Annotated in this window: 6 protein-coding genes and 1 pseudogene; 1 reads left to right on the forward strand and 6 read right to left on the reverse strand. The window is 75.0% G+C overall.

Annotated features, from left to right (window positions below; translation table 11 throughout):
- The first annotated feature begins 43 nt into the window (after nt 1-43).
- The gene (locus ABZX67_RS21930; RefSeq protein ID WP_355362656.1) at nt 44-1,609 is read left to right on the forward strand and encodes an alpha/beta hydrolase; all 1,566 of its coding nucleotides are present in this window, start codon (nt 44-46) and stop codon (nt 1,607-1,609) included.
- A gap of 120 nt (nt 1,610-1,729) precedes the next feature.
- On the opposite strand, the gene moeZ is transcribed toward ABZX67_RS21930, so the two are convergent.
- The 6 genes and pseudogenes from moeZ to ABZX67_RS21960 form a co-directional block, all read right to left on the reverse strand.
- Entirely contained in the window at nt 1,730-2,908 is a 1,179-nt protein-coding gene (gene moeZ, locus ABZX67_RS21935) for an adenylyltransferase/sulfurtransferase MoeZ (RefSeq protein WP_355362658.1), read from the reverse strand.
- Nucleotides 2,909-2,970: 62 nt separating this feature from the next.
- Nucleotides 2,971-3,759, reverse strand: a complete 789-nt coding sequence (locus tag ABZX67_RS21940; protein WP_355362672.1) for a spherulation-specific family 4 protein — start codon at nt 3,757-3,759, stop codon at nt 2,971-2,973.
- Nucleotides 3,760-3,818: 59 nt separating this feature from the next.
- Nucleotides 3,819-4,811, reverse strand: a complete 993-nt coding sequence (locus tag ABZX67_RS21945) for an NAD-dependent epimerase/dehydratase family protein (protein WP_355362660.1) — start codon at nt 4,809-4,811, stop codon at nt 3,819-3,821.
- Between the two features lie 153 nt (nt 4,812-4,964).
- Nucleotides 4,965-6,086 (reverse strand): hypothetical protein, encoded by a 1,122-nt coding sequence (locus tag ABZX67_RS21950; RefSeq protein ID WP_355362661.1) that lies wholly within the window; start codon nt 6,084-6,086, stop codon nt 4,965-4,967.
- Nucleotides 6,079-7,731 (reverse strand): DUF3492 domain-containing protein, encoded by a 1,653-nt coding sequence (locus tag ABZX67_RS21955; protein ID WP_355362673.1) that lies wholly within the window; start codon nt 7,729-7,731, stop codon nt 6,079-6,081. The genes ABZX67_RS21950 and ABZX67_RS21955 overlap by 8 nt, the downstream gene beginning before the upstream one ends.
- A gap of 107 nt (nt 7,732-7,838) precedes the next feature.
- Nucleotides 7,839-7,908, reverse strand: a pseudogene (locus ABZX67_RS21960) (protein-tyrosine-phosphatase); the annotation flags it as partial.

Genomic DNA, 7,908 nt, shown 5'->3' on the forward strand with positions numbered 1-7,908 from the left:
CGGGCCTACGATGGGCGGTCCAGTGCACATGTTGGGGGGACATATGTCCGAGCGGGTACGAGCAGGGGCCCTGGCCGCGGCCGCGGTGCTGCTCGCCGGGGCGATGGCCGGCTGCACCACCGGGGAGGGCCCCGGCTCCTCCGGGGGCGGCGGCGAGCGGGGCGCGCCGCAGCAGCAGGCTCCGACCGGCCAGGCGGCCGCGCTGCCCGCCGCGCTCACCGGGCAGCGGCCGGAGTGGCGCGCGTGCCCGAAGCCCGAGGGCGGCGAGCGGCCCGGCGGGGAGTGGACGTGTGCGAGCGTCAAGGTCCCGCTGGACTACAAGAACCCGGGCGGCGAGACCATCGGCGTCGCGCTGATCCGCCAGGAGGCGAAGGACAAGGACCGGCGCATCGGCTCGCTGCTGTTCAACTTCGGCGGCCCGGGCGCCTCCGGCGTGGAGCTGCTGCCCCAGTTCGCCGACGGGTACCGGAAGCTCGGCACGCGGTACGACCTGGTCGGTTTCGACCCGCGCGGGGTCGCGGGCAGTTCGGGCGTGCGGTGCCGGGACGACGAGGAGCTGGCCGCCGCCGAGGCGAGCGTCGACCTCACACCGGACACCGAGGCGGAGACGACCGCGTTCCTCCGGGACGGCGCGGACTTCGGCAAGGACTGCGCCGCCCGCAACGGCACGCTGATCCCCCATCTGACCACGTCCAACACCGCCCGGGACCTGGACCTCATCCGGCACGTGCTGGGCGACCGGAAGCTGAACTACTTCGGCATCTCGTACGGCACGCAGCTCGGCGGCACCTACGCGCACCTGTTCCCGAAGAACGTCGGCAGGACCGTCCTGGACGCCGTCGTCGATCCGACGGCCGACTCCGTGGCGCACGCCCGCCACCAGACCACCGGGTTCCAGCGGGCGCTGGACAACTACCTCGCCTCCACCGGCGAGGACGCGAAGGCGGGCACCGCGCGGGTGGCCGGGCTGCTGAAGCGGATCGACCGGGAGCCGCTGCCGACGAGCAGCGGCCGGGACGTCACCGACAGCCTGGCGCTGACCGGCATCGCACAGGCGCTGTACGCGGAGAGCCTGTGGCCGAAGCTGACGGGCGCGCTGGAGGAGGCCGAACGGGACGGCACCGGCGACAAGTTGCTGGAGCTCGCCGACTGGTACAACAACCGCGACGGCAGCGGGCGCTACAGCACCCAGGCCCACTCCCAGCGGGTGATCTCCTGCGCCGACAGCAGCCGGCGGCCGACAACCGGTGAAGTGAAGGCGCTGCTGCCGGAGTTCCGGAGGATATCCCCGGTCTTCGGCGACTTCCTGGCGTGGGACCTGGCCGGCTGGTGTGCGGACTGGCCGGTGAAGGGCGAGGCCGCGCACCCCGCGGCGAGCGCGCCGGGCGCCGCGCCGATCCTCGTGGTGGGCACCACGGGCGACCCGGCGACCCCGTACGAGGGGGCGCAGAAGATGGCGGCCGAGCTCGGCCCGGGCGTCGGCGTCCTCGTCACCAACAAGGGTGAGGGGCACGGGGCGTACGGTTCGTCGTCCTGCGTGACCGGGACGGTGGACGACTACCTGCTGGACGGCAAAGTGCCGGCGAACGGCACGACCTGCTCGTCGTAAGCCGCGTCGCGGCGCGCTCGCGCGAAACGCACGGGGCCGGACCCGTCCTGGGTCCGGCCCCGCGCGCTGACGTGAGGAAGGAGGTCCGCCACAGGCCTGGTCAGAGGCCTGGCCAGAGGCCTAGTAGACCGGCTTCTCCGGCTCGATCTGGTTGACCCAGCCGATGACGCCGCCACCGACGTGCACCGCGTCCGCGAAGCCCGCCGACTTCAGCACCGCGAGCACTTCCGCACTGCGGACACCCGTCTTGCAATGCAAGACGATCTTCTTGTCCTGCGGCAGGTCCTGGAGGGCGCTGCCCATCAGGAACTCGTTCTTCGGGATCAGCCGGGCGCCGGGGATCGAGACGATCTCGTACTCGTTCTGCTCGCGGACGTCGATGATGTCGATGTTCTCGCCCTCGTCGATCCACTCCTTGAGCTGCTTGGGAGTGATCGTCGAGCCGAGCGCCGCCTCCTGGGCCTCCTCGGACACGACGCCGCAGAAGGCCTCGTAGTCGATGAGCTCGGTGACGGTCGGGTTCTCGCCGCAGACCGCGCAGTTCGGGTCCTTGCGGACCTTGACCTGGCGGTACTGCATCTCCAGGGCGTCGTAGATCATCAGGCGGCCGACCAGCGGGTCGCCCACGCCGGCCAGGACCTTGATCGCCTCGGTGACCTGGATGGAGCCGATGGACGCGCACAGCACGCCCAGCACGCCGCCCTCGGCGCAGGAGGGCACCATGCCCGGCGGCGGGGGCTCCGGGTACAGGCAGCGGTAGCAGGGCCCGTACTCGGACCAGAAGACCGACGCCTGGCCGTCGAAGCGGTAGATCGAGCCCCACACGTACGGCTTGTTGAGCAGCACGCAGGCGTCGTTGACCAGGTAGCGCGTGGCGAAGTTGTCCGTGCCGTCGACGATCAGGTCGTACTGGCTGAAGATGTCCATCACGTTGTCGGCCTCGAGCCGCTCCTCGTGAAGGATCACGTTCACGTACGGGTTGATGCCGAGGACGCTGTCCCGCGCGGACGCGGCCTTGGAGCGGCCGATGTCGGACTGGCTGTGGATGATCTGGCGCTGCAGGTTCGACTCGTCGACCTCGTCGAACTCCACGATGCCGAGCGTGCCCACGCCGGCCGCGGCCAGGTACATCAGGGCGGGCGAGCCGAGGCCGCCGGCGCCCACACAGAGCACCTTGGCGTTCTTCAGCCGCTTCTGCCCGTCCATCCCGACATCCGGGATGATCAGGTGGCGGGAGTACCTGCGGACCTCGTCTACGGTGAGCTCGGCAGCCGGCTCGACCAGGGGTGGCAGCGACACGGGGACTCCGTTGGTCGGTAGTCAGTACGGTTGTTCTCCCCGTAACACTGCCACGGCCCTCCTCATTCCGAGACACCCGGTCCGATACGCGAGACGATTTCGTCCCAGTAGCCGGGCAGCGCCGCGAATGGACTGGTTTGTCCCGCGCGCCCCGCGGACCGGTCTTCGGCCTGGTCGGTGAAGAAGATCGTCCCGGCGCCCTGCCAGCGGGCGATGCGCAGCGCCTCGTCGAGATGCGTGCGCGGCACGCCGTGGACGAGGTGCACGAACCGCTCGGGCGGATGGGCCGCCGTCCACTGCGCCGCCTGCGACCAGCGGTAATCGGCCCAGGACCCGGAGAAGGTCACCAGCTGGCCGGCGATCCGCGCGTACCCGGGGTGGGGGTGGCCGCCGTGGCCCAGCACCAGGTGTCCGCCGTCGGCGTGGTCCAGGAGCACCTCCAGCGTGGCCGCCATGCGCCGTACGTCGGCGAGGTGCGCCCGGTCCGCGGGGCAGCGGTCCAGCAGGAAGCCGTCCACGCGGTACCAGTCGACGTACCGCTGGGCGTCGGAGACGAGCTCCTCGAAGGGCCGGGCTCCGTGGCCCAGGTCCAGGTGTCCGAGGACCTTCACGCCCGCGTTGCGCAGTCGGCCCGCCGCCTCCAGGCAGTGCGGGTCGGGCCGCGTCCCGGGGCCGTCCGCGACGTTGAGGACGGCCCAGTGCAGCGGTGCGCCCGGGCGGGTGAGCGCGGCCCATTCGGCGGGGGCGAGCAGCGGATGGGCGTAGCCGGGCACACCGAGGCCGAGCCGGTCCGGCCCGGTCGCGGAGAGGGCCGTGCCGTACGCCGTCCCGTACGCCGCGCCGTGCGCCATGCCCGGCGCCGTGTCGTACACCATGCCTCGCGCGAGGTCCGCCTGCCGGGCTGCCGTCCTCAGATGCGGCATGCCGCCTCCATCCAGATGTCGGCGAGGGACTCCTCCAGGTTGATGCGGGGCCGCCAGCCGAGCCGGTCCCGCGCGGTGCGGACATCCGCCTGCTGCCAGCTGCCGCAGCCGTCGGGGTACGGGTACGGCGGGGCGGCCGCCAGGTGGTCCGGCAGGCTTTCGCCGCGCTGGGCGCCGATGACGGAGCTCCCGAGGCCCGGGGCCCCCATGACGGGCCGGGAGGGCGGAGCGTCGAGCTCGTGCAGGGAGCCGGCGTAACCGGCGACGCGCGCGAGGACGGCGGCCGCGTCCCGGAGCCGTACGGCACGGCCCGTGCCGATGTTGACGATGCCCTGCGCGGCGGAGAGGGACGCCGCGTGCACGGCCCGCGCGACGTCGCGAACGTCGACGAAGTCGCGCTGCGCGCCGAGTCCGCCCAGCTTCAGCTCGCCGTCACCGGCCTGCATGGCGCGGCGCATCGCCTCCGCGAGCCGCCCGAGCGGCGACGCGGCCGGGGTGCCGGGCCCGACGGGCGAGAAGACCCGCAGGACGACGGCGTCCAGCCCGGAGCCGAGGACCAGCTCGGTGGCGGCCAGCTTGGACACGCCGTACGGTCCGCCGGGGCGCGGCACCGCGTCCTCCGCGGTGGAGGAGCCGGGCTGCGAGGGCCCGTACTCGGACGCGCAGCCGACCTGCACCAGGCGGGCCCCGCAGCCGCTGCGGCGCAGCGCCTCGCAGACGGTGGCGACGGCGACGGTGTTGTGCCGGATCAGGTCGCGCGCCCCGCCCCGGGTGGTGCCGGCGCAGTTGATGACCACCCCGGGGTGGACGGCGTCCAGGAACCGGGTGAGCGCGCCGGGGCTGCCGCCGGCGAGGTCGAAGCGTACGTCGGCGTCGTCGCCGCGCCCGAGGGCGGTGAGGTGCACGGCGGGGTCGGCGAGCAGCCGGTCGGCGACGAAGCGCCCGATGAAGCCGTTGGCACCGAGCAGGAGCACCCTCATCGCGCGGCCCCTTCGTGCCGACCGGCCGTTGCTGGGGTTCGGGGTGTCATGTCTGTTCTCTCCTTGGGGTGGTGTTACCGGGTGAGGGCTGTACGCCGCGCCCGTACGGTGTCGGCTCCGCGAGCGGGCACGGCGACGGCGGGCGCCGTGGGATCAGGGCGCCGCGTGGGCGGAGGCCCGGGCGAGGACGGCCGCGGCGCGCGCCAGCAGGGCCAGCGCCGCCACGCCGCAGACGAGGGCCGGTACGGCCCCGGGCCCCCAGGCCACGACCGCGGCCTCGACGGGCCGGGCGAGGACCTCGCAGCCGGGCAGGCGCCCTGCGAGCAGGGAGGCCGGTGCGAGCGCCTCGGCGGCGCAGGCGCCGAGCAGCCCGGCGGCGGCCGGCTCGGGAAAGCCGTGGACGGTGAGCAGCCGGGCGGCGAAGAGCAGGACCCCCAGGGCGACGGCGGCCAGGAACCCGCTCACGCCCCCGAAGGCGACGAAGGCGCCCGACCCGCCGCCGTCAGCGTGGGAGTCCGCCGGCCGCACCGCCGCCACGGCCGCGCCCGCGGCCGCCAGCAGTGCCGTCAGCGCCACGGCGTACGACACGACGGCGAGGGCGAGCAGCGGCCGCACGGCGGCGGCGACGTCGCGCAGGCTCCGGCCGGCCGCGAGCCGGCGGCGCGCTCGTACGGCGAAGAGCCGCGCGCACCAGGCGGCGGGCGCCACCGCGAGCGCCAGCCCCAGGAGCGGCGCCGGGGCGAGGGGCCACGGCCCGTCCGGCCCGCCCCGCAGGATCGCCACGAGCAGGCCGTCGCCGTACGCGGCGTACGCGAGCAGCAGCAGGGCGGGCCAGGCGCGCACGGCGGGGGCCGTGCGCCGGGCGCGCGCCCGCAGCGGCCCTCGCCGCAGGCACCCGGCGAGCGCGGCGGCGGCCCCGGCCGCCCCGGCCACGCCGACGGCGGTGCGCAGCACTCCGTTCGTCACGGCGGCGCCCGCCAGGGCGGCCGCGACGACGGCGCCGGGGAGCAGCGTGAGCGGCACCCACACGCGCCTCCCCGCCTCGGGCGGAGAGGCCGGCGGCGGGGACGGCGGCCTCGCCTCGCCTTCGGCGGCGCGCGGCACGCGGGCGTACAGCTCCTCGGCCAAGGAGAAGACGTCGCGGTGCCGGAAGCGGGCGGCGGTGCGGTCGGTGATGCCGTACGCCTCCAGGCCCGCGGCGATGTCCAGCGGGTCGACGGCGCGCTCGCACAGCTCCCGGTGGCGGAGCAGCAGCGCCCTGACGGGGTCAGCCACGGCCGCCTCCCACGGGCGCGCCGACGGGGCGCTCGGCCCACGCCGGGGTGCCGGGGCGCCCGGTCCAGGTGCCCTGGAGGAAGTCCTCGGCCGGGTGGGCGAAGGGCACGGGGTCACCGGCGGCGTTCACCGCCCCGGTGGCGCGGCGCGCCGGGGTGTGCGACAGCAGCTCCAGGTAAATGCCGCGAAATGCCGCCACGTTCTGCTCGGCGGTGAACAGTTCCAGTGCGCGGGCGCGTGCGGCGGCGCCGAGGCGCGCACGGCGCTCGGGGTCGCGCATCAGCGCCAGGCAGGCATCGGCGAGCGCCGGGGCGTTGCGCGGGGGTACGACCAGTCCCGTACCGCCGATGACCTCGACGACCGCGCCCACGTCGGTGGAGACGGTCGCGCGGCCGCAGAGCATGGCCTCGACCAGCCCGGCCGGAAAGCCCTCGACGGCGCTCGACAGGACGCTCACACCGCCCGCCGCGTACGCCTCCGCCGGGCCGCCGGACCGCGGCGCGAACACCACCGGAGCGTCGTCGGAAGAACCGGCGGCACTGGCGGGGACGAGCCGCGCCGCCAGGGCCTTGCAGTGGGCGAGGTACGCCGCGGAGTTCCGCCCGCGCCCGGGTTCGGTGATGATCCGGAGCCGTACGTCGGGCTCCCGCTCACGCACCCGGGCGAAGGCATGCAGCAGCGTGATCAGGTCCTTGGCGGGTTCGACGCGCCCCACCCACACCAGCGTGCGCGCCACACCCGGGTCGACCCTGTCCCCGGCCTCGCCCACCGCCGCGAACGGCTCGGCGTCGATGCCGGGGTACACCGTGCGCAGCTTGGCGCGGTCGGCGCCGCACCGCTCCTGCCAGCGGCGGGCGTGCGTGTTGCCGGGGGTGATGACGGCGGCCTGCCGGTACACCTCGCCGGCGAGGAGGCGGTGGAAGGAGGCGAGCAGGGTGCGGACGGGAGCGCTCAGGCCCGCCTCGGCGCCGGCGAGGTAGTGCGCGCGCAGCCGTACGCCGTACTCCGTGACCAGCAGCGGGACTCCGAAGAAGCGTTTGGCCACCAGCCCGGCGAGCGCGGCCCGTCCCGCCGACGTGGCGTGGCACAGGTCGACCGCGCCGAGGCCGTCCTCCTCGCCGTACCAGTCGAGGGAGAGGGGGCGCAGGGCGCGCTCCAGCCGGTCGGCGATGGCGAGGAGCTCGGTCACGGTGACGCCGTGCAGGCCCCGGCGTGCGCCGGGCGCGCGGCACGCCGACTCCAGGGCGCGGAGGGCGGCCTCGGAGCGCAGCGCCGCGGAGAGGCCGCCGCTCTCGCGCGCCAGCTCCGCGAGCCCGTACAGCCCCTCGGCGAAGGAGTCGACCGCGTCCTCCCGGGTGCCGCACACGGCCTGTGCCAGCTGCCCGACGTGCGTGGCGAACCGGCGGCGCGCGTGCCGTCCGTGGCGGCGGGCGTCCTGGGCGGGCTCCCAGAGGGCCGCCGTCCGCACCCGCGCCACCTGGGGCGGGAGGGAGACCCAGCCGCCGTCCTCCTGACGGGCGCTGCGGCTGAGCGCGTAGACGTCGACGACGTGCTGCGCGAGCCCGCGCACGAGCCGGTCGCACCAGAGCCCGGCCTCGCCCGACGCATACGGGTACCCGCCCTCGGCCAGCAGTCCGATCCGCACGAGCACACCCCCGATCTCCCTTGAGTACGGCCGCCGTTCGTTCCGGCGGCGCGCGGCTCGGACGAACGTAAGCGGACATGCCGGTGGCGCGATGGACGGTTGTCCAGGCAGACGTTGCCGGTGCTGACGTGGAGGATGCGGAAGGTGTCGGTCTCCGTGCCGCCTATGCCACGCCCC

Source organism: Streptomyces sp. NPDC003036 (assembly GCF_040611175.1).
GTDB lineage: Bacteria > Actinomycetota > Actinomycetes > Streptomycetales > Streptomycetaceae > Streptomyces.

What these genes read in the sequence shown, in the direction of transcription:
- ABZX67_RS21930 (WP_355362656.1), top strand. Translation starts at nt 44, where the DNA reads ATGTCCGAGCGGGTACGAGCAGGGGCCCTGGCCGCGGCCGCGGTGCTG.
- ABZX67_RS21940 (WP_355362672.1), bottom strand. Translation starts at nt 3,759, where the DNA reads ATGGCGCACGGCGCGGCGTACGGGACGGCGTACGGCACGGCCCTCTCC.
- ABZX67_RS21945 (WP_355362660.1), bottom strand. Translation starts at nt 4,811, where the DNA reads ATGAGGGTGCTCCTGCTCGGTGCCAACGGCTTCATCGGGCGCTTCGTC.